The sequence below is a fragment of the Pseudoxanthomonas sp. LjRoot206 genome (assembly GCF_056175725.1).
Genome location: NZ_JBGFFI010000002.1, coordinates 761,300 through 782,460 on the forward strand (window position 1 = coordinate 761,300; position 21,161 = coordinate 782,460).

The following is a 21,161-nucleotide window of genomic DNA, read 5'->3' on the forward strand; positions in this document are numbered from 1 at the left end:
TCGTAGGACGGGTCGCGTCGTATCGTCTCCGCATGGGCGGAGGTCGCAAGGGGCAAGGACGGACCGATGGCCGATGATGCAGGGCAGCCGGTGCGTGGCCTGGGCGGGAGCATGCAGGTGCTCCTGCTGGGAGGCATGTGCCTGCTGCTGCAGCAGGTCGCGGTCCGCTACCGCATCGATTTCTTCGGCGACATCGCCGATGCCTCGCTGATCCACCTGCACACCGGTCTGTTGCTGGCCGTCGCGATGCTGGTGCGCGACCGTCGCGTGGTGGCCGGGTGCTTCCTGGTGGCGTTCGTCGGCTGGACGCTCCGGCAGGTCTACCTGTTCGACGGCGGAAAGCCGACCCGGACACTCGCCTGGGGCGCCGCGAGCTATCTGCTGCAGTACGCCTGGACCGTGCTCTGCGTGCACTGGATGGGTTGGCCGCGCAGGAACATCGCACGGGTGCAGCGCAGCGACCTGATGCGGTTCGCCGCGATCGGCCTGCTGCTGTATCCGCTGGTCAACGCCGTGCTCGGACTCAGCAACCTGCTGGTGTCCTCGCCCGGCGAGGCGCTGAGCGCGGCGTTCCAGATGTTCTTCGCCAAGCAGTTCGGCGTCGCCGTGGTGACGTTGCCGCTGGTGATCGGGTGGCAGGAGCGCGCGGCCCCCGCGCCGGGCACCGATACCGCCAGGCACTGGCTGTGGCCGGTCGCATTGGGCCTGGGCCTGGCGGTCAGCCTGTGGGCGGCGGTGCAGGTGCGGCAGGCGTTCAACGGCCTGTCGGTGCTGCTGACGGGGCCGGTCCTGATGGACTACCGGTTCGCCCTGCTGGTCGTGCTCGCCTGGTGCATGCTGCGCCTCAGGCCCCGCTGGGCCATGCTGTCGCTGTCGCTCACGCTGCTGCTGCTGGTCGGCATGGTGGCCGGCACGGCCGAATACGCCAACACCACGGTGGGCTTCTTCAACCTGCTGCACATCGCGGCGGAGATGAACATCCTGCTGCTCGCGATGCTGTACCTGTGGCTGACCAACCGCGACCGGTCAGCGCTGGCCGAACAGCTGTCCGAGGAGACCCTGCGCGACCAGGTGACGGGATTGCCCAACCTCAAGGCGTTGCGCGGGCGCATGGAACGGCCGCTGTCGCGTACCGAACTGGGTTACCTGCTGCTCGACCAGACCGACACGCTGGTCGCCGGTTTCGGCCTGGACACGCAGGCGCAGGCGATGCACGCCACCGCGCGCCGTCTGGAGGATCTGGTGGAGGCGTACTACGTCGGCACCGGCCAGTTCGCGCTGCTGCCGCGCCCCGGCCGCGATGCCGATCTGTGGGAGCGCGTGATGGCGCGCATCGAACACGCGGAAATCGATGTCGGCGGCGAGCCGATCCGCCTGCTGCCCTACCTGGGCGTCGCTGCCTTCAACGGCGCGCACGCGAGCGTGATCGACGGCGCGGTGCTGGCGGCGTCGCACCTGGCTTTCGAAGCCCGCCAGCATGGCGAACTGCGGCCGCGCTACAGCGACATCGGCGACACCCAGGTGCGCCGCACGCACCGCCGCCAGCTGCACGATGCCACCGAAGCGCTGGCCAGCCTGCGCAGCGAACGCGTCGCACTGTACTTCCAGCCGATCCGCGACCTGGTGCCCGACATGCAGGCCGAGCCGCGCACGCTGGCCGGCGAGGTGCTGTGCCGCCTGCTGGACGACAAGGGCGACATCATGTCGCCGGCGCGGTTCATGGCGCCGCTCGAAGCCGCCGGCCGCGGCGCGGAGCTCGACCTGGCGGTCGTGCGCGCGCTGTTCCGCCTGCTTCGCAAGTCGCCCGGCGCGTTGCCGTATTGCCGCGAGATCGCCATCAATCTCACCGGCCAGAGCCTGGCGTCGATGAGTTTCCAGGTGGAACTGCGCACGCTGCTGGCCGGCTCGCCGCTGCCGATGAGCGCACTGTGCTTCGAGGTGACCGAAACCGCCGCCATCTCCAACACGGCCGCCGCCAGCCACCTGCTCACCGATCTGCGCGCGCTGGGCTGCCACATCGCCATCGACGATTTCGGCACCGGCATGCAGAGCTTCGCGCGCCTGCGCGAACTGCCGGTCGATGTCATCAAGATCGACGGTTCGTTCGTGCGCAACGTCGCGCAGCTCGGCAAGGACTACGCGGTGGTGCAGGCGTCGGTTGCGGTGGCCAAGGCGTTCGGCGCGACCACCGTGGCCGAATTCGTCGAGGACGAGGACACCGAGTTCTGCCTGCGCCGGCTGGGCGTGCACCGCGTGCAGGGCTATCTCTACGGCGCGCCGCGGCCGCTGGCCGAGGTGCTGGCGGAAGTGGCCGTCGAAGCGCCGGCGGCGCGCGACTGACGCGTGGAATCAGCCCGTCGTGCGCTGCGGGCGGTACGGCGGCGTCGACATCACCATTTCGGCCAGCGAGAACGCCAGTTCGCGTTCGGCCAGTACCGCGCCATCGGCGCCGTGGCTCAGCAGATGCTTCACTTCGCCCTCGCTGTGCGCCCGCGCCAGCAGGGTCAGGCCGGGATTGATCGCGCGCAGCTTGGCCAGCGCCTCGCCGGCTTCCAGCGGCTGCGGGATCGCCAGCACCGCGATCTTCGCGCGCTCCGGATGCGCCTCCGCGAGCACCAGGTCGGCGGCGGCGCTGCCGCGGATCGCCGGAATGCCGGCATCGTGCGCACGGGCGACATGGTCGCCGTTGTCGTCGATGACGATCAGCGGCACGCCGCGGTCGCGCAGCACGCGCGCCAGTTCGCTGCCGACGCGGCCGTAGCCGATGATGATGGCGTGGCCGGTGACGTCCAGCGACGGGCCGGGCGGCACTTCGGGCTCGGCCGGCACCGGCGCCAGCGCTTCCTGCTTCTTCTGCCAGCGGTCCAGCCAGGTGAACAGGAACGGATTGGCGATGATCGACAGCAGCGAGCCGGCCAGGATCAGGTCGCGGCCTTCCGGCGGCAGGATCTTCAGCGCCACGCCCAGCGCGGCGAGGATGAAGGAGAACTCGCCGATCTGCGCCAGGCTCACCGAGATGGTCAGCGCCGTGCCGGTGGGGTGCTTGAACGCCTTGACGATGTAATACGCCGCGATCGACTTGCCCAGCACGATGATGCCGAACGTGGCCAGCACCTGCCAAGGATGCGCCACCACGATCGCCGGGTTGAACAGCATGCCCACCGAGACGAAGAACAGCACCGCGAAGGCGTCGCGCAGCGGCAGCGAATCGTTGGCGGCCTTGTGGCTCAGCTCGGATTCGTTGAGCAGCATGCCGGCGAAGAACGCGCCCAGCGCGAACGACACGCCGAACATCATCGCCGAGCCGAACGCCACGCCCAGCGCGATGGCCAGCACCGACAGGGTGAACAGCTCGCGCGAGCCGGTGGCCGCGATCTTCTCCAGCGTCCACGGAATGGCGCGACGGCCGACCAGCAGCATGAAGGCGACGAACGCGCCCAGCTTGATGAAGGTCCAGGCGATTTCCACCGCGAAGCGGCCGAAGGTCGCCGGTTCGCCGCCGTTCTCCGGCCCGAAGGTGGATGCCAGCACCGGCAGCATCACCAGCGCCAGTACCATCACCAGGTCTTCGACGATCAGCCAGCCCACCGCGATGCGGCCGCGCGTGGTCTCCAGCAGGCGGCGTTCTTCCATCGCCCGCAGCAGCACCACGGTGCTCGCCACCGACAGCGCCAGACCGAACACGAACCCGTTGAGCGGCGTCCAGCCCATGCCCCAGGCCAGCGCCCAGCCCAGGCCGGTGGCGACGACGATCTGTGCGATCGCGCCGGGGATGGCGATCGCCTTCACTTCCAGCAGGTCTTCCAGCGAAAAGTGCAGGCCCACGCCGAACATCAGCAGCATCACGCCGAGTTCGGACAGCTGGGTGGCGAGTTCCTGGTCGGCGACGAATCCGGGCGTGAACGGGCCGACGAAGATGCCTGCAACCAGATAACCGACCAGCGGCGAGAACCGCAGCTTGTGGGCGATCGCACCCAGCACGAAGGCCAGGGCCAGGCCCACCGCGATGATGTTGATCAGGTCGGTGTCATGATGCATCGACGGGTGTTTTTTCTCTGCATGGGGGTCGAGTGTCGCCCATGCGGATGGCCGGCGGCAAACGCAGCGCACGCGATGGCGTCGCCTTGGCCCTGTTTTTCAGGCACCGCCACAACGGAAGCGCCCCGCACAAGGCGGGGCGCTCCGGTGTCATCAGTGGCGGATGCTGCTCACCACGTGTATGCGACGCGACCGTACACGTACGCGCCGTTGAAGCCGCCCGGCGACTGGCTGCTGTAGGGGAACTGGCCGCTGTTTGCATTCGCGAAGATGGTGCGGTCCGGATACTCGTCCAGCAGGTTGTCCGCGCCCAGCGTCAGCGTCCAGTTCTCGCTCGGGCGATAGCTGGTCGACGCATCCAGGATCCACTTCGCGCCATAGGTCTGGTCGTTGGCCGGATTGCCGGTCTCGCTGACGCGCGTGGTGAATTCGCCATAGCGGGTGGCGCCGAAGGTGAAATCCCAGCGGGCCAGGTTCCAGGCGGCCGTGAGCGTGGTCTTGTCGCGCGGATAGCCTTCCTCGATGCGGCCCTGCTCGTCGCGGCCGACGCGGAAGAGATTGGCGCCCAGCGCGGTCAGCTCCGGCGGATTCGGCGCGATGCGCTGGATCTCGGTCTTGTTGTAGTTGTAGCCGGCGGTCAGGGCGAGGCTGCTGTTCTCGAACGGCACGGTGTACTGCGCGATCACGTCGACGCCGCGCGTGCGCGTGTCGGCGGCGTTGGTGAAATAGCGCGCGCTGGTGACGCCGTTGACGCCCAGGCTGGCCAGCAATGCCTGCGCGGCCGCGTTGCCGCCCAGCAGCAGGTTGGAAGACAGCACGATGCGGTCGTCGATGTCGATCTGGTAGGCATCGACGGTGACGTACAGGCGGTCCACCGGCTGCAGCACCAGGCCCAGGCCGTAGGACAGCGAGGTCTCGGCGGTCAGCGCTTCCGCACCGAGCGCCTGCGCGACCGGGCCGGTGGCGGGGAAGGTGCCGGATTCGAAGAAGCGGTCCAGCGTGGCGTTGTACTGCGAGGTCACCACCTGGTAGTACTGCTGCGCGAGCGCCGGTGCGCGGAAGCCGCTGGCCACCGTCGCGCGCAGCGCCACCGCATCGGTGAAGGCATAGCGCGCGGACAGCTTGCCCGACACCTCGCTGCCGAAGTCGGAATAGTCCTCGTAGCGGCCGGCGATGCCGGCGGAGAACTTCTCGGTGACGTCGGCTTCGAGTCCGAGGTAGGCCGCATAGCTGTCGCGGTCCGAGTGCACGGCGTTGGCCGGGGTGAAGCCGGCGAAGCCCTGCGCGCCGCTGCCGGTGTACGAGTTCGGTTCGCCCGGCGACTGGTTCCACTTCTCCCGCCGGTATTCCGCGCCGAACGACAGCGTGGCCGGATAGGCCAGGCCGATCTCCAGCGGCTTGCTGACGTCGGCGTTCAGCACGTTCTGGGTGTACTCCAGCGCGCCATCGTAGAAGCGACGCGGACTGGTGATGCCCAGGCTGTAGTTGATGCTGTTCTGGGTATGGAACTTCAGGTGGTTGTAACCGTAGTTGTAGCTGACGTCCCACTTCCAGCCGCTCTCGGTGTCGCCCCTCACGCCCGCGACCAGCGAGCGGTCCTGCGACAGCTGGTTGATCTCCGGCACGTACCCATCAGGGTAGACCTGGGCCAACAGCGCGCCCTGACTGCTGTGGTTGGGCGACCGGTAGAAGGCGAACGACACGATGTCGCGGTTGCTGGCGATGGCGGTGGCGTAGGCGCTGACGTTGTCGCTGAAGTCGAAGCCGGCATTCGCCGACACCGCGCCGGCATCCACCTTCGGATCGCCGTAGACGAATGCTACGCTGCCGATGGCCGGGTTGTTGCCGGTGTTCGGCGCGGTGCCCTGGTACGGCCCGGCGCGGTCGGTCTCGTCCTGCTGGGTCAGCTGGCCGCCGACATGCACGAAGCCGCGGCCATCGCCGAAACCCACGCCGGTGTCGCCCGACAGCTGGGTACTGCGGCCGTCGCCGGCGGAATAGCCGCCGACATCGACGACCAGGCTGCCGCCCTTGCCCGAGCCCTTCAGCACGATGTTGACCACGCCCGCAATGGCGTCGGAGCCGTATTGCGCGGAGGCGCCGTCGCGCAGCACCTCCACGCGCTCGATCGCCGATACCGGGATCGCGTTGAGATCCACCGCCGACGAGCCCCGGCCGATGCTGCCGTTGACGTTGACCAGCGCCGAGATGTGGCGGCGCTTGCCGTTGACGAGGATCAGCACCTGGTCGGGCGACAGGCCGCGCAGCTGCGCCGGGCGCACGCCGCTGGTGCCGTCGGTGACCGCCGGGCGCGGGAAGTTCAGCGAGGGCAGGGCGCGCGCGAGCGCGGTGGCCAGCTCGGTGGTGCCGGTGGCCTGCAGGGCCTCGGGCGTGATGATGTCGATCGGGGACTGCGATTCGGCGACCGTGCGATCGGACACGCGGGTGCCGGTGACGATCAGGGTGTCCAGCGTGCGGGCGTCGGCGGGGGCCGGGTCCTGCGCGAAGGCGGCGGGGGCGACCAGGGCCAGGCTGATGGCGAGGGTCAGGGGCGACAGCGTGCGGGTCATGGGGGAGCTCCGGGAAAGACGGCGAAGTACGGCTTCAAGTGGATCAGGGCTTGCAAAGTTTCCTTTGAAACCATGGACTTAGGCGTTACATAGTCTGGTTACAGGGGTGTGGCGAGGGTGTCAATGCTTTCTTAACAAGTGTGGGCGGGTGCGCTATCGATAAACTACGCGGCCGCTTCCCCCAAATCCCCGTAGGTTGTTTCTTGATCGCCCTTCGTAATTTCGCGCTCCGCCGCGGTGAGCGCCTGCTGCTGTCCAACGTCGACCTGACCCTGCACGCGGGCTACCGCGTGGGCGTGGTCGGCCGCAACGGCGCCGGCAAATCCAGCCTGTTCGCCGCCGTGCAGGGCGAACTGGAGGCCGACAAGGGCGACCTCGACCTCCCCGGCAAGGTGCGCATCGCCAGCGTGGCGCAGGAAACCCCGTCGCTGCCCGATCCGGCGCTGATGTTCGTGCTCGGCGGCGATACCGAAGTCGCCGCGGTGCTGCAGGCCGAAGCCGACGCCAGCGCGCGCGAAGACTGGGAAGCGGTGGCCAATGCGCACCAGAAGATGGCCGAGCTCGGCGCCTACGACGCCGAAGCGCGCGCGGGCAAGCTGCTGCACGGCCTCGGCTTCCCGGCCGACACGCACCACCGCGCGGTGTCGTCGTTCTCCGGCGGCTGGCGCGTGCGCCTGAACCTGGCGCGCGCGCTGATGATGCCCAGCGACCTGCTGCTGCTCGACGAACCCACCAACCACCTCGACATGGACGCGGTGCTCTGGCTGGAGCAGTGGCTGCTGAAGTATCCCGGCACGCTGCTGCTGATCTCGCACGACCGCGAGTTCCTCGACAACGTCGCCACCCACACCCTGCACCTGCATGGCGGCGGCGCCAAGCTGTACACCGGCGGCTACACCGACTTCGAGCGCCAGCGCGCCGAACAGCTGCGCCAGCAGCAGATCGCCCACGAGAAGGAACAGGCCGAACGCGCGCACCTGCAGAGCTTCATCGACCGCTTCAAGGCCAAGGCCTCGAAGGCGGCGCAGGCGCAGAGCCGCATGAAGCGCCTGGCCAAGCTCGCCGGCACCGAGGCGGTACGCGCCGAACGCGAGTTCCGCATCGAGTTCGCCGAGCCGGCCAAGCTGCCGTTCTCGTTGATCCGCCTGAATCACGTCGAAGCCGGCTACGGTCCCGGCGCGGTGATCCTGCACGACGTCGGCTTCGGCCTGGAAGCCGGGCAGCGCATCGGCCTGCTGGGCCCGAACGGCGCCGGCAAGACCACGCTGGTGAAGACCCTGGTGGGCGAGCTGCCGCCGATGGCCGGCGATCGCATGGCGCACCCGGACCTGCGCATCGGCTACTTCGCGCAGCACACGGTGGAATCGCTGCACGAAGGCCAGTCGCCGATGGACCATTTCCGCGAGCTGTCGCCGGATGGCAGCAACCAGTCGTTCCGCGACTTCCTGGGCAAGTGGAACTTCCCGGGCGACCGCGCGTTCGAGCCCGTCGACGGCTTCTCCGGCGGCGAGCGCGCGCGCCTGGCGCTGGCGCTGATCGCCTGGCAGCAGCCGAACGTGTTGCTGCTCGACGAACCGACCAACCACCTCGACCTCGAGATGCGCGAAGCGCTGGCCGAAGCGCTCAGCGATTTCGACGGTGCCATCGTCATGGTGTCGCACGACCGCCATTTGATCGGCCTGGTCTGCGACACGTTCTGGCGCGTCGCCGATGGCGTGGTCGAACCGTTCGCCGGCGACCTCGACGAATACGCCGCGTGGCTGCGCACGCGCGCCTCCGCGCAGGGCAGCAAGCCGCTGCGTGCCGAACCCGCGCCCGCACCGAAGACCGCGCCGGCGCCCGCGCGCAAGGTCAATCCGGTCAAGCTGGCCGCCGCCGAAGCCAAGGTCGCCGAGTTCGAGGCCAAGCTGGCCGACGTGGACGCCCAACTGGCGGATCCGAAGAGCTACGCCGACGCCGACCTCGCCGCGCGCCTGGGCCGCGACCGCGAAGCGCTGCAGCAGCAGCTCGCCAAGGCCGAGGAGGCCTGGTCGGCGCTGTACGACGAGGCTTGATCCTTCGCCAGCCGCCGCCAGGCGCCGCAATGGGCTAGGCTAGGCTCACGACGGGGCGATGCACGGCAGGGGTGCCGGGCACGCGACACCCGTGCGATGGGGGCGACATGGAGCGTAAGCAGGCAGGGATGGCCGCGTGGGCCGTCGCGTTCGTGGTGTTCATCGCGGCTGCATCCACCTGGTGGGCGGTGTCGGGTACGTCGCCATCCGGGAGTGTCGCCGCTGCGGGCGCAGCACAGGCGACGGTTCCGCCGGGCTCGATCCTCGAGAACGGATCCCAACCCTTGGTGCGCGCGCGCAATCTCGTCCTCATGGGGCGCGTGCTCGGCCTGCCGGATGCGCAGGCAGGGTTGCAGGTGACCGTGCGTGTCGGTGAGCACACGCATACGGCTCAGGTGCAGGACAAAGCCTACGTGGCCGACATCGGCGTGCCGGATCCCGCTGCGATGGTCGTGGTGGAAGCGCGTGCAGGCACCGCGCACTTCAAGACGGTGGTCGGCAGCGTGGCTTATCTCAGGCAACACGCCGGTACCGATGCGGTCGCCGACGATCGCGACGTTTCCGCGCTGTCGCCGTCGCCTTTCCGGTCTGCGCTGTATGTCAGGACGCGTTTCGTGCTGGGCGGACGTCTGCCGGCGAACGATACCGAAGTCACCGAAGCCTTGCGCGCGGCGGTCACCGCAGAGCTTGAGTCGATGACGTACGTGCTCGCGCGATTCGCGCGCGAGCCCGACATCCTTCCTGTCGGCGTTGAAAGTGGGCTGGCGCTGGTCGAGGATCGTACCGCCTACACAGAGCTGTCACAGCAGCACTGGGTGACGAGCCAATCCAAGGGTGCGCTCTGGGCGGCGCCGGACAATGCGCCGGTCGCCAGCCTCGGCGAGCTTCCGGACCGGATGCTGATGGTGTCGGGACTGCCCTATGGCGGGTCTCCCGCCATCGATCCGAACCATGTCGGACAGAAAGCCAATGCGGTTGCCTTGCTGGCACGACAGTCCGATGGCAGCTTCGATCTCTACGAAGACTATCCGCTCAAGCAACCCAACTACCGTCTGAGACTTTACGACCACGGATACATCGAGCTGTACCCCAACAGCGAAATCCGCAGGTCGTTATGGTTCAACGGGACCGGCGTCGTCGATGGTGCTGCGGAGGTCCATGCATTGCGAAGGCTATCCGCCGGCCATGGTGTCGACGTGTGGGTCCGGGAGGAGCGCTGGCAGCAATGGGGTCCTGGCGTATCCGGGACCAGCGTGGAGTACGAGATATTCGCTGCGGCTTCACTGGATGCCTGGTCGCGCCAGGATGGATGGTTCGGTGCGCAATCGATGGCACGCATGCTGCCCTGGTTCTGCGAGGGCCGACGAGAGACCACATACCGGCAGCTGGAGGCCTGCGAGTACGTGCTCCACCATCCTGGTTACGGCGGACAAGGCCAGGGATGGACGCTGGATCATGGGTGGCATGTGGATCCGTACAGCCACCAGATCGCGCCCTCTGCCGGCCAGCAGAGTTTCTCCTGGGAACTGGATGGCCGTGGCGTAATGCGCATCACCTCGGGCCAGACCAGTACCGATTTCTGGCGCCTGCAAGGACCATTCCGTTCTGTTGGCAACATTGCCTACATCGCGCGCAGCCTCACTGGTGTGACGACAGGTCAGGTGCGCGTCGGCATCAACATGACGGCGGTAAGAACGGTGGAAGCGCTCTCGCCGTCCGATGCGCTCGGTACGTGGGGATGGGAACCGTGGACCGGCGACTGGTCGCCCCGCTACACGGGAACCTCCCTGATCTATCAGACCGTGAATACCGATGATGGCGTCAGTCTCAGCCAGGTGCTGGAGGGCGATACGCTCATCAACAGCAGTGCGACCTACTGGGATGTGGCAGGCAACGCCATCTTCGACTGGCGGGCGAGCGCACGCATGCCGGACCGGAGCACGCGGTACTTCCGCAGCTGCACCGAAGCGATGGCGGCTGGCGCGCAATTGTGTGGGATCCATTTCAACTACTTCCGCCCGGTCCTGGCGACAGCGGGGGCTCAGGGGCGCTATTACGGGATCAGCGAGACCTACTTCACGCCGTTCATCTACGACGGTTCCACAACCACGACGGGACCGCTGGAACGGCTGACATCCGGTCCCGCATACATGGCGTGCAAAGGCGGTGCGTGCGTACCGCGTTTCATGGATGCCGCCAGCGCGCCACCCATCGCGGGAGCGACGCCGCCGCTGGCCCAGACCCTGCCGCCGCACAACCCCAACGTTGAAACTGCGCGCCGCAGCCCCACAATACGCTCCGTCCCTGTCCGCATCCCCCACCTCATGCCCATCTACGCCTTCGAATGCACCCAGTGCGGTCACCGTTTCGACCGCCTGCAGAAACTGTCCGATCCGGACCCCGATACCTGCCCGTCATGCAGTGCGCATGCGGTGAAGCGGCAGATCACCGCGCCGTCGTTCCGTCTGGCGGGCAGTGGCTGGTACGAGACCGACTTCAAGAAGGACGGCGACAAGAGGCGCAACCTCGCCGACGGTGGCGAAGGCGCCAAGCCATCCAGCGAGTCCAAGCCGGCGGAATCGTCGTCGGCCAAGACCGACAGCGCGCCCGCTAAGACCGAATCCAAGCCGGCGGCGCCGTCGTCGACGTCCTCGTCCTGACCGCGACCGTGTAAGGTGCATCCCTTCCTGCAACGAAGGGATGCCATGAAGAAGAGCCTCATCGCGCTCGCTGCGCTGTTCGTCGCCAGTGGCGCTGCGCTGCCCGCCGGCGCGACGTCCTCCGCACCTGCCGACACGTTCCTCGCATCGTTGGCGCAGCATTGCGGCAAGGCCTACGCCGGCCGCATCACCGCCAACCAGCCCGCGTCGACCACGCCAGATCCGTTCGAAGGCAAGCCCCTGGTCATGCACGTGCGGGGATGCGATGCGCCCATGCAGGAGATCCGCGTGCCGTTCCATGTCGGCGATGACCATTCGCGTACGTGGGTGCTTACGCGCACGGCGACCGGCCTCCGGCTCAAACACGATCATCGCCATGAGGATGGGAGTTCCGATCCGGTGACCATGTACGGCGGCGATACCGCCGACCGTGGCACGACGCAGCGCCAGGCGTTTCCGGTGGATGCGGAATCGGTGGCGATGTTCGAGCGCGAAGGGCTTGCCGCGTCGGTCACCAACACCTGGGCGATGGAACTGGTGCCGGCGAAGACCTTCGTCTACGAACTGAGCCGGCCGAACGGGCGGCTGTTCCGGGTGGAGTTCGATCTCACCGCGCCGGTCGCGTTGCCGCCGGCGCCCTGGGGCGCCACGCCGTAGCGTGCGCCGCGCGCACGACGCCGGGTCACGGGATTGCATCGAAGCAAAGGCGCTGGATCCCGGCCTTCGCCGGGATGACGCGTATCAGTTGCGTAGCGTGCGCCATGCGCAGACGCTCCGTCATGGAACCGTCGAGGCAGATCGCTGGATCCCGGCCTGCACTGACCGGCTGGGGCCGGAATCCAGCTCGGAGTAACCGGATCAGCGCGGTCCGAAGCGACCGCGGCAGCCGCGGTCCACCCACACCTGGTTGCCGGCGTAGCCCCAGCTGTAGCCTTCGCGGCAGCTGGTGTTGGACAGTTGCTGCAACAGGATCGGCCGGCCCTGGCGGGCGTCGTACGCGCAGGTCCTGCGGCGGTTGTCGTCGCTGCTGCAGGTGACGCTGTAGTCGCTGTTGCCGCCGCCCCAGCCGGTGCCCGAGTCGCGGAACTCGGCGCGGCAGCCGCTGCGCACCCAGATCATGCCCTGGCGCTGGCCCCAGTTCTGGTTCTCGGTGCAGCGGGTGGACGACAGGTTGCGCTGCACGGTGGCACGGCCGCGGAAGTTGGTGCGGCATTCGCGATAGGCGCCATTCGCGCTCTCGCAGGTCACCACGCTACCGCCGCCCCAGCCACCGCCGGAGGTGCCTTCGGCGAACCGGCCGCGGCAGCCGCGGTCCACCCAGACCATGCCGTTGCCGCTGCCCCAGTTCTGGCCCTCGACGCAGCGCGTGCCGGACAGGTTCTGCACCAGCGTGGCGCCGCGGCGGAAGCCGGTCTGGCACTCACGGCGGCGGTTGTCCTTGCTCTCGCAGGTGACCTGGCCGCCCGACGGCGGCGGGTTGGGATTCCAGCCACCGTTGTTGCCGGCCAGCGACTGGGCGATGTCCTGCTTGATCCGGCTGAAGGTCCAGTTCGAGCGGTTGACCTGGTCCAGGTAGAACCGCAGCTGGTCGTCCGGGATGCGGCGGCCGCGGGACTGCTCGGAGTACTCCAGGCTGATCACCCGGGTCTGGTCCTGCACGGACAGCGTGCGCAGATTCTCCGGGGCGTAGGCCTTGGGCGCGATCTGGGCGAAGGCGCTGCCGGCCACCAGGGCCAGCAACAGTACGAAAACGGACTGCAACAACGGCTTGTTCATGGCGGCACCCTCCTGGGGAGGCGCCAGCATACGCCGGGAATGTTAATCCGGGGCAGAGGCCGGCCGGGGGAGCGGGTAAACTAGCCGGCTAGGACGGCCGACGGCCGTCGCACCCCTTCCGGCCGTGGCCGGATGACCCCCTGGAGTTCCCCATGCGTACCCATTTCTGCGGCCTCGTCGACGAGGCCATGATCGGCCAGACTGTGACCCTCTGCGGCTGGACCGACGTCGCCCGCAACCTCGGCGGCGTCTGCTTCATCGACCTGCGCGACCACGAGGGCATCGTGCAGGTGACGGTGGACCCGTCCAGCGCCGAGGTGTTCCAGGTCGCCGCATCGCTGGGCTACGAGGACGTGCTGCAGGTCGAGGGTGTCGTGCGCGCGCGCGAAGCCGTCAACGCCAAGATCCGCACCGGCCAGGTGGAAGTGATCGCCACGAAGATCACCGTGCTCAACAAGGCCGAGCCGCTGCCGTTCCACCACCACGAGAACCCGGGCGAAGACATCCGCCTGAAGTACCGCTACCTCGACCTGCGCAGTGCCGACATGCAGCGCAAGCAGCGCACCCGCATCCGGCTGGTGCAGGCGCTGCGCCGCTGGCTGGACGCGCGCGGCTTCCAGGACATCGAGACGCCGATCCTGACCAAGGCCACGCCGGAAGGCGCGCGCGACTTCCTGGTGCCGGCGCGCATGCACCCGGGCGAGTTCTACGCGCTGCCGCAGTCGCCGCAGCTGTTCAAGCAGATCCTGATGGTCGCCGGCTTCGACCGCTACTACCAGATCGCGCGCTGCTTCCGCGACGAAGCGCTGCGCGCCGACCGCCAGCTGGAGTTCACCCAGCTCGACATGGAGTTCGCCTTCGTGCGCGAGCGCGACGTGCAGGACGCCGTCGAAGGCATGATCCGCGACATCTTCAAGGACGTGATGGACATCGAGCTGGCCAACCCGTTCCCGCGCATGACCTGGGCCGAGGCGATGCGTCGCTACGGCTCGGACAAGCCGGACCTGCGCATCGCGCTGGAACTGGTCGACGTGGCGGAGCTGGTGAAGGCCAGCGAGTTCGCCGTGTTCACCGGGGCGGCCAACGATCCGGACGGCCGCGTCGCCGCGCTGCGCATTCCGGGCGGTGCGTCGCTGAGCCGCAAGCAGATCGACGAGTACGCCGCGCACGCCGCGAAGTACGGTGCCAAGGGCCTGGCCTACATCAAGATCGACGAAGCCGGCGCGATCAGCTCGCCGATCCAGAAGTTCTTCGCCGAAGACGCGTTCGCCGCGCTGGTGAAGCACGTCGGCGCTGGCAACGGCGACATCGTGTTCTTCGGTGCCGGCGGCTACAACAAGGTCTCCGACTTCATGGGCGCGCTGCGCCTGAAGGCCGGCAAGGACTTCGGCCTGGTGCAGGACGGCTGGACGCCGCTGTGGGTCACCGATTTCCCGATGTTCGAGTATGACGACGAAGCGCAGCGCTACGTCGCGCTCCACCATCCCTTCACCGCGCCGGCGGTCGACGACATCGACGACCTGCGCGCCAACGCGAAGACGGCGGTGTCGCGCGGCTACGACATGGTGTTGAACGGCAACGAGATCGGCGGCGGCTCGATCCGCATCCACCGCCCTGACATGCAGAGCGCGGTGTTCGAGCTGCTCGGCATCGGCGCGGAAGAGGCGGAAGCCAAATTCGGCTTCCTGCTGGACGCGCTGCGCTTCGGCGCGCCGCCGCACGGCGGCATCGCGTTCGGCATCGACCGCATCGCCGCGCTGATGGCGGGCACCGAGTCGATCCGTGACGTCATCCCGTTCCCCAAGACCACCAGCGCCCAGTGCCTGATGACCGGCGCGCCGTCGCCGATCCCGGACGAGCAGCTGGCGGAAGTGCATATCCAGGTTCGTCCGAAGAAAGACTGAGAGAGAAACACGCGATGACGGAATACGCTTTTTCGCTGGAGTGGGAACGCCTGGGCAATGAAGGCGCCGATGCGGGCCTGGTGACGGAACGCGCGCGCGTGTTCGGCGGCTGGCTGGTACGCGTGGGTACGTCGCCGGCAGCGATGGCGGTGACCTTCGTGCCGGACGGCCAGGGCCGCTGGGACGGCGAGGACTTCGGCGAAGACGATTACGAAGAAGACGAAGAAGAGTACGAAGAGGAAGAAGACGAGGACGCCGACGAGGAAGACGAGGCGGACGAAGAAGACGACGAGGAAGAAGAGGACGCGTAAGCGTGCGGATCCGTCGCGCCACCGTCGATGACGCCATGGTCCTGTCGGACCTGGCGTCGCGTACCTTCACCGAAACCTTCGGGCACCTGTATCCGGCCGAGGATCTGTCGGCCTTTCTTGCCGACGCCTATGCGGTCGAGAAGCAGCGCGTCATCCTGGCCCACCCGGATTACGCGGTGTGGCTGCTGGAAGACGAGGGTGTCGCGGTCGGTCATGCCGCGGCGGGCCCTTGCGGGTTGCCGCATGCGGACGTGGCGAAGGGCGACGGCGAGCTGAAGCGGCTGTATGTGCTGGCGTCGCACCAGAACGGAGGCTGGGGCGGGAGGCTGTTCGCGGAAGCCGAGCGGTGGTTGTTGAAGGACGGGCCGCGGACGGTGTGGATCGGGGTGTGGTCGGAGAATTTCGGCGCGCAGCGGTTCTACGAGCGGCAGGGGTTCTCGCGGGTCGGCGGGTACAAGTTCGCGGTGGGGAAGACGCTGGATGATGAGTTCATCCTGAGGCGTGCGGCTTCCGCCGCTGCCTGACCGATAAGAGCGTTCCGCTTGCCCTGCGGGCCAGCGGGTAACTTTTCTTTGACTGGCCAAAGAAAAGTCACCAAAAGAAAGGCCATTCCCCGACGAAGCAATCCCATCAGTCCGTTGCTACCGGGATTTTCCGACTCGCCATCCTGGCGAGGCGGAAAAGGGCGTACATCCTTGTCCGCCGCCCTCCGGGTCTGATGTGCTCGCTGGCGCATTGGGAAGGGGAAGATCAAAAGCCAACGGCCGCGTTCGCGGCCGTTGCTGTTTGCGGTGTTGCGATTACTTCTGCAGGAAGTCGAGCAGGTCCTGGTTGACGCGGTCCTTGTGCGTGTCGGTCAAGCCGTGGGGGGCGCCGGCGTAGACGATCAGCTTGGCGTTCTTGATCAGTGCGGCGGAGGCCTTGCCGGAGGCGTCGATGGGGACGATCTGGTCGTCGTCGCCATGGATCACCAGGGTGGGCACGTCGAACTTCTTGAGGTCGGCGCGGAAGTCGGTGGCCGAGAACGCGGCGATCGAGTCGTACGTGTTCTTGTGGCCGGCCTGCATGCCCTGCGCCCACCAGCTGTCGATCAGGCCCTGCGAGACCTTCGCACCGGGACGGTTGAAGCCGTAGAACGGACCCGAGGCGATGTCCTTGTAGAGCTGCGCGCGGTTGTCCAGCGAGCCCTTGCGGAGGCCGTCGAAGACGTCGATCGGCAGGCCGCCCGGGTTGTCTGCGGTCTTCAGCATCAGCGGCGGCACGGCGCTGATCAGCACGGCCTTCTTGACGCGGCCGGTGCCATGGCGGCCGATGTATCGCGCCACTTCGCCGCCGCCGGTGGAGAAGCCGACCAGGGTCACGTCCTCCAGGTCCAGCGTATTGATCACGGTGACCAGGTCGTCGGCGTAGTGGTCCATGTCGTTGCCGTCCCAGGGCTGGCTGGAGCGGCCGTGGCCACGGCGGTCATGCGCGACCACGCGGTAGCCCTTGGAAGCCAGGAAGATCATCTGCGATTCCCAGCTGTCCGACGACAGCGGCCAGCCATGGCTGAAGGTCACGACCGGGCCGTTCTTCGGGCCCCAGTCCTTGTAATAGAGCTGCACGCCGTCGGCGGTGGTCAGGGTGCTGGCACTGCGCTCGACGGCGACCGGTGCGGTGGTGGGCTGCGCGGCAAAGCTGGCCTGGGTGGCGACGGCCAGCAGCGTGGCGGCGAGGGTGCGGGTGAAAGCGTTCATGGGTTCGGTTCCTGCGAAAGGTGGTGGGTCAGGAAGGAGTTCAGTCGGCGAGCACCAGCGTCACGTCGATGTTGCCGCGCGTGGCGTTGGAGTACGGGCAGACGATGTGGGCGGCGTCGACGAGGGCCTGCAGCTGCTCGCGGTCCACGCCCGGGGCGGCGATGGTCAGTTCGGCCTGGATGCCGAAGCCGGTGGGGATCTGGCCGATGCCGACCTTGCCGGTGACGGTGGTGGAGGTGGGCAGGGCGACCTTCTGCTTGCCGGCGACGAACTTCAGCGCGCCCAGGAAGCAGGCCGAGTAGCCGGCCGCGAACAGCTGTTCCGGGTTGGTGCCGTCGCCGCCGGCGCCGCCCAGCTCGCGCGGGGTGGTCAGCTTGACGTCGAGCACGCCGTCGGACGAGGTGGCCTGGCCTTCGCGGCCGCCCGAGGCGGTGGCGGTGGCGGTGTAGAGGATCTTTTCGATGGACATGGCGGTTTCCTTGGTGGGTTCGGGGTGGTCCGGCGGGTGGCCGTCCGGTGAGGCGTACTGTGCGCCGCCACGACGTACGTTAGGTGATATAGAATCCTGAAAACTTGATCAGGAGTTCCGTCATGGTCGATCGACTCGCCGTCCTGCTGGAGCGCTTCTCCGTGAGCGCAGAGGTGTTCCATGCCGGCGCCCTGTGCGGCGTCAACACGCTGGAGGCCGAGCCCGGCATCGGCCAACTGCACCTGATCCAGCGCGGACCGCTGGAGGTGTTCCATGGCACGACGTCGCTGCGCATCGATACGCCCAGCCTGCTGCTCTACCCGCGTGCGATGACGCACCGCTTCGTCAGCGATGCGGAACGGGGGGCCGACATGGCCTGCGCCAGCCTGCGCTTCGAGGGTGGTGTGCAGAACCCGATCAGCGCGGCGCTGCCGGACGTGGTCTGCGTGCCGCTGACCAGCCTCCACGGTGCGGAGGACGTACTGGCGCTGCTGTTCGAAGAGGCCTTCACCCAGCGTTGCGGGCGCACCGCGCTGGTCAACCGCCTGTTCGAGGTGGTGATGATCCAGGTGCTGCGCCAGTTGATGGAGACCGGCGAGGTGAAGGGCGGCATGCTGGCCGGGCTGTCGCACCCGCGCCTGCGCAACGCGATCGTCGCCATGCACGAAGCACCGGCGAAGGACTGGACGCTGGAGGACCTGGCGCGCGTGGCCGGGCTGTCGCGCACGGTCTTCGCCAATACCTTCCGCGACGCGCTCGGATTGACGCCCGGGCAGTACCTGCAGGGCTGGCGCGTGGGCCTGGCGCAGCAGGCGCTACGCCGCGGCAAGCCGCTGAAGGTCGTGGCGTCGGATGTCGGCTACGGCAGCGAGGCGGCGTTGTCGCGCGCCTTCAAGGCGCACAGCGGCGTGTCGCCGCGCGAGTGGAAACGCCAGCAGGTGGCCGCGTAGCCGTCAGTCCTTGTCGGCCGGCGCCACCTGGCGTTCGGGCAACGCTTCGCGCGAACCATCCAGCAGGCCGCGCGTCAGCCGGCCGTGCTCGATGAAGAGCAGCTGCCCGGATTCGCCGCGTTTGATGCCGCTGTCGATGGCGATCACGCGGCCGCCGTGGAAGCTCACCACTTCGTCCATGGTCGTATGCCCGACGACGATGCGCGCCAGGCCCAGCTGGTCGACCAGCGCCTGCACCTGCGGTGTCGCCAGCTCGCCATTGAAATAGCCGCGGTACCAGATCGGGCTGCGCTTGCCGTCGTAGAGACGCGACGTCGCCGGGTCTGCCTTCACGGTGTCCTTGGCGATGCCCAAGGAACCGCGATACGCGGTGTTGGTGGCCTCGATGCCGGCGACCAGGTCCAGGTTCTCCGGTGCGACGCCGCCGTGCAGGAACAGCGTGTCGCCCAGCTTCAGCATCACCGGCCGCGTGCGCAGCCAGCCGCCGATCACCGTGTCGGCGCCGTACAGCGCGGCGTAGGGGCGGCCGAGCAGGCGCGCGACCTCCCCGTACTTCGGATTGACGTAGCGCAGGTCGTCGTACAGCACCATGGTTTCGTGGTTGCCGAGCAGGAAGTGCACCGCGCCGCCGGCGGCATGCGCCTGCCGCTGCAACTGGAACAGCAGCCAGAACACCTCGTTGACCTTGTCGCCGCGGTCGAACACGTCGCCGGTGATGACCAGATGGTCGCGGCCCAGCGCCCAGTCGTCGTTGCCGTCGACCACGTGGTGCGCGCGCAGCAGCCTCACCATCAAGTCGTACTGCCCGTGGATATCGGACAGCGCGACGATGCGGCCACCGTCGTAGGGCACCGATTCGGCGTCGGCCAGCTGCGCGGGGATCACCGCCGGACGTTCGTACCCGCAACGCGGCGCGATGGTGATGTCCCGGCGCCGCTTCCGTTGCGCCTCGCGTTCGACCTTGCCATCGCAGACCCACAGGGCTTCGTAGCGGCGCGGAGTGAGCTGGACGACATACGGGCCATCATCGAGGGTGGCGGCCGTGCCGGCGGGCACCTGCGCGACGGCGGGCGATGCGCAGGCAAGGACCAGCCACGCCGCGAGGTGCTTTCCGATCAAGGCGATTTCCCCAGGACGTGCGTGCCGTTGGCGGTATGGTGTTCCGGAATGCCGTAGACCTCGCCGAGTGCGCCGATGAAGCCGTCGACGTCGTCGCCGCGGAACACGCCGCTGACGCGCTGCGCACCCAGCGCCGGATCCGCCAGCTCCACGCGGTTCGTGCTGTAGCGGTTGAACTCGGCCACGGCCTCGGCCAGCGGCGTGTCGCTGAAGACCAGGCGCCCGCTGAGCCACGCCGGCTGCGTGCCGGCGGTGACCGTCGTGGCGCGCATCTGCATGCGCCCCGCGGACAAACGCGCCTGCTGGCCCGGCACCAGCACGCCCAGGCGGCGCGCCGGCGCCTGCGCGCCTGCGCTGTCGCGCAGTTCCACGCTGCCTTCGTACAGCGCGACGTCGGCGGCACCCGCTACCTGCGAGACTTCGAATTGCGTGCCCAGGGCGCGGACGCTGCCGGCGTCGGTCATGACGTCGAACGGGCGCGCCGTGTCCTTGGCTACGTGGAAGAAGGCGCGTCCCTGTCCGAGCACGACATGGCGGCTGCCACGGTCGTAGCGCACGCTGAGTTGCGTGCCTGCGTCCAGGTCGACGCGGGTGCCATCCTCCAACTGTACCGAGCGACGCTCGCCGACCGCCGTCCGGTACGCGGCTTCGGTCGGCGCAGTCAGGTGCAGCGCGGTGAACGTGCCGATGGCCAGCAGTGCGACCGTGGCGGCCAGCGCGGCGGGCCAGCGTCGCCGTGTCCTGCCTGCGCGTGACGACGCTGCCGCCGTGGCCGGACGGGCAGCGTCGGCGATGCGCTGGCCGATCTCGGGCGATGCCGCGAAATCGCCGAACGAGGACCAGAGCACTTCCATCCGCGCATAGGCGTCGCGATGGGCCTGGCTGGCCTGCATCCACCGCTGCCACGCCTGGCGCTCGCCTTCGCTGACATCGTCGGCACGCAGTCGCACGAACCAGCGTGTCGCCTGCTGGTCGATGCCGTCGCCGCCATCGATGAGGGTGAGGTCCGGTCTGTTCATGGCTCCGCCAGGCGCGTCTGCAGGTGGAGCAGGGCGCGCATCATGTGTTTTTCCACAGCACTCACGCTGACCTGAAGTTGCCGCGCGATCGCGGTGTAGGTCATGCCTTCGTAGCGTTGCAGCAGGAACACCTGCCGGCAGCGCGGCGACAGTTCGTCCAGCGCCGACAGCAGCCGTTCCAGCCGCTCCCTGCTTTCGTAGACGTCGTCCGTGCCGGGTTCCTCACTCGGCAGCTCATGCAGCGTGTCGTCGATCGGGCCGTGCTGGCCCGCGTGGTGGCTGCGGTCGCGGCGGAAACGATCGCGCAGCAGGTTGGCCGCGATCCGCAGGACATAGGACTCGGCGTGCTCCACCCGGGTAGGTGAACGCACCAGGCGCATCAATGCTTCCTGGGCCAGGTCTTCGGCATCTGCTTCGTGATGCAGGTGGCGGCGGAAATACCGCAGCAGCATCGGACGGAAGCGTTGTGCGTCGGACGCTGCAGGGCCCTGGCTGGTTTCCGCAGGCTCGTCGTCACCGGCGTGGCGTTCTGGAATGGGGTTCACGCGGCGAGTG

The 21,161-nt window shown here is 68.1% G+C and carries 16 protein-coding genes; 8 read left to right on the forward strand and 8 right to left on the reverse strand.

Annotated elements, in window-relative coordinates; genetic code table 11:
* The first annotated feature begins 66 nt into the window (after positions 1-66).
* Entirely contained in the window at positions 67-2,340 is a 2,274-nt protein-coding gene (locus tag AC04MD_RS08275) for an EAL domain-containing protein (protein WP_475496802.1), read from the forward strand.
* Positions 2,341-2,349: 9 nt separating this feature from the next.
* On the opposite strand, the gene AC04MD_RS08280 is transcribed toward AC04MD_RS08275, so the two are convergent.
* Together AC04MD_RS08280 and AC04MD_RS08285 are read right to left on the reverse strand one after the other, a co-directional pair.
* On the reverse strand, positions 2,350-4,038 hold the full coding sequence (locus AC04MD_RS08280) for a cation:proton antiporter domain-containing protein (protein ID WP_475496803.1): 1,689 nt from the start codon (positions 4,036-4,038) through the stop codon (positions 2,350-2,352).
* A gap of 170 nt (positions 4,039-4,208) precedes the next feature.
* On the reverse strand, positions 4,209-6,608 hold the full coding sequence (locus AC04MD_RS08285) for a TonB-dependent receptor plug domain-containing protein (RefSeq protein WP_475496804.1): 2,400 nt from the start codon (positions 6,606-6,608) through the stop codon (positions 4,209-4,211).
* 203 nt (positions 6,609-6,811) lie between these two features.
* Here AC04MD_RS08285 and AC04MD_RS08290 point away from each other — a divergent pair, with 203 nt between their 5' ends.
* The 3 genes from AC04MD_RS08290 to AC04MD_RS08300 all read left to right on the forward strand — a co-directional run bounded on the left by AC04MD_RS08290 (position 6,812) and on the right by AC04MD_RS08300 (position 11,979).
* On the forward strand, positions 6,812-8,662 hold the full coding sequence (locus AC04MD_RS08290; RefSeq protein ID WP_475496805.1) for an ABC-F family ATP-binding cassette domain-containing protein: 1,851 nt from the start codon (positions 6,812-6,814) through the stop codon (positions 8,660-8,662).
* 107 nt (positions 8,663-8,769) lie between these two features.
* The gene (locus AC04MD_RS08295) at positions 8,770-11,322 is read left to right on the forward strand and encodes an FmdB family zinc ribbon protein (RefSeq protein ID WP_475496806.1); all 2,553 of its coding nucleotides are present in this window, start codon (positions 8,770-8,772) and stop codon (positions 11,320-11,322) included.
* A gap of 45 nt (positions 11,323-11,367) precedes the next feature.
* Entirely contained in the window at positions 11,368-11,979 is a 612-nt protein-coding gene (locus AC04MD_RS08300; RefSeq protein ID WP_475496807.1) for a hypothetical protein, read from the forward strand.
* A 201-nt stretch (positions 11,980-12,180) separates the two neighbouring features.
* Here the strand turns inward: AC04MD_RS08300 and AC04MD_RS08305 are convergent, their stop codons facing one another.
* Positions 12,181-13,098 (reverse strand): DUF3011 domain-containing protein, encoded by a 918-nt coding sequence (locus AC04MD_RS08305; protein ID WP_475496808.1) that lies wholly within the window; start codon positions 13,096-13,098, stop codon positions 12,181-12,183.
* Between the two features lie 152 nt (positions 13,099-13,250).
* On the opposite strand from AC04MD_RS08305, the gene aspS reads away from it, so the two are divergent.
* The 3 genes from aspS to AC04MD_RS08320 are packed head-to-tail and all read left to right on the forward strand — an operon-like array spanning position 13,251 to position 15,837.
* The gene (gene aspS / locus AC04MD_RS08310) at positions 13,251-15,002 is read left to right on the forward strand and encodes an aspartate--tRNA ligase (protein ID WP_475496809.1); all 1,752 of its coding nucleotides are present in this window, start codon (positions 13,251-13,253) and stop codon (positions 15,000-15,002) included.
* A gap of 14 nt (positions 15,003-15,016) precedes the next feature.
* Positions 15,017-15,313, forward strand: coding sequence for a DNA primase (locus tag AC04MD_RS08315; RefSeq protein WP_475496810.1), 297 nt, complete (start codon positions 15,017-15,019; stop codon positions 15,311-15,313).
* 35 nt (positions 15,314-15,348) lie between these two features.
* Positions 15,349-15,837, forward strand: coding sequence for a GNAT family N-acetyltransferase (locus AC04MD_RS08320; RefSeq protein ID WP_475496980.1), 489 nt, complete (start codon positions 15,349-15,351; stop codon positions 15,835-15,837).
* 276 nt (positions 15,838-16,113) lie between these two features.
* Here AC04MD_RS08320 and AC04MD_RS08325 read toward each other — a convergent pair whose 3' ends face one another.
* Together AC04MD_RS08325 and AC04MD_RS08330 are read right to left on the reverse strand one after the other, a co-directional pair.
* Positions 16,114-17,049 (reverse strand): alpha/beta fold hydrolase, encoded by a 936-nt coding sequence (locus AC04MD_RS08325; protein WP_475496811.1) that lies wholly within the window; start codon positions 17,047-17,049, stop codon positions 16,114-16,116.
* Between the two features lie 40 nt (positions 17,050-17,089).
* Positions 17,090-17,518 (reverse strand): organic hydroperoxide resistance protein, encoded by a 429-nt coding sequence (locus AC04MD_RS08330; protein WP_475496812.1) that lies wholly within the window; start codon positions 17,516-17,518, stop codon positions 17,090-17,092.
* A 122-nt stretch (positions 17,519-17,640) separates the two neighbouring features.
* Between AC04MD_RS08330 and AC04MD_RS08335 the strand changes: the two genes are divergently transcribed.
* Positions 17,641-18,468, forward strand: coding sequence for a cupin domain-containing protein (locus AC04MD_RS08335; RefSeq protein ID WP_475496813.1), 828 nt, complete (start codon positions 17,641-17,643; stop codon positions 18,466-18,468).
* Between the two features lie 3 nt (positions 18,469-18,471).
* On the opposite strand, the gene AC04MD_RS08340 is transcribed toward AC04MD_RS08335, so the two are convergent.
* Genes AC04MD_RS08340 through AC04MD_RS08350 form a run of 3 tightly spaced genes read right to left on the reverse strand, consistent with a single transcriptional unit; the run spans position 18,472 to position 21,151 of the window.
* The gene (locus AC04MD_RS08340; RefSeq protein WP_475496981.1) at positions 18,472-19,593 is read right to left on the reverse strand and encodes a metallophosphoesterase; all 1,122 of its coding nucleotides are present in this window, start codon (positions 19,591-19,593) and stop codon (positions 18,472-18,474) included.
* The gene (locus AC04MD_RS08345) at positions 19,584-20,606 is read right to left on the reverse strand and encodes a FecR family protein (RefSeq protein ID WP_475496814.1); all 1,023 of its coding nucleotides are present in this window, start codon (positions 20,604-20,606) and stop codon (positions 19,584-19,586) included. The genes AC04MD_RS08340 and AC04MD_RS08345 overlap by 10 nt, the downstream gene beginning before the upstream one ends.
* Positions 20,603-21,151: an RNA polymerase sigma factor gene (locus AC04MD_RS08350; protein ID WP_475496815.1), complete on the reverse strand. Its 549-nt coding sequence runs from the start codon at positions 21,149-21,151 to the stop codon at positions 20,603-20,605. Before AC04MD_RS08350 ends, AC04MD_RS08345 begins: the two co-directional genes overlap by 4 nt.
* Positions 21,152-21,161: the final 10 nt, after the last annotated feature.